Origin of the sequence: Nonomuraea deserti, from assembly GCF_004348685.1 — a bacterium.
GTDB lineage: Bacteria > Actinomycetota > Actinomycetes > Streptosporangiales > Streptosporangiaceae > Nonomuraea > Nonomuraea deserti.
The window spans coordinates 1-491 of sequence record NZ_SMKO01000453.1 but is presented as its reverse complement, the minus strand read 5'-3'; the positions used below and the strand labels follow the sequence as shown (position 1 = coordinate 491).

The window sequence follows — 491 nt, the reverse complement described above, 5'->3', positions numbered from 1 at the left end:
GCCCAGCGGCGCGCGCGCTTCCACGCTCTGGATGCCGGCTTTCGCCAGGCCCGTCGCCGGGTCCACCTGCGGCACCAGGATCGCATAGTCGCGCCCCACCACCCGCGGGGGCTGCACGGTGGCGATGCCCGATTCGTCCTGCGCCCGGTACTGCGGGCCGAAGTCCAGCAGCGTGAAGTCGTTGTAGCGGCCGAGGTAGCGGAAATCCGGGATCTGCGCCGGCACGCCGCCCGCGTTCCACGTCAGCCCGCGCATGGCCGGAAACGCCACCTGCGCGGGGCGCACGAGCGTGCCGTCCGCGATGCGCGGCACCTGGCTCGGCGGCGGCTCGGTGCCGCGCACCACCCAGTCCTCCAGCGCGAGGAAGAGCGCGCGGAAGGTGTCGTTGAAGTGCACCACGGTACCGGCGGGATAGACGGTGCGCGAGGGCGCGTAGCTGATGCTCTCCACGCCGCCCGCGCCGCCGTGCTGGGTGCTGGCGTAGTAGTAGA

Annotated in this window: 1 protein-coding gene; it reads right to left on the bottom strand. The window is 72.7% G+C overall.

The genetic code is table 11. The features are described from left to right. On the bottom strand, nucleotides 1-491 hold a 491-nt coding region (locus tag E1292_RS50640), incomplete at both ends, for a hypothetical protein (protein WP_220447478.1).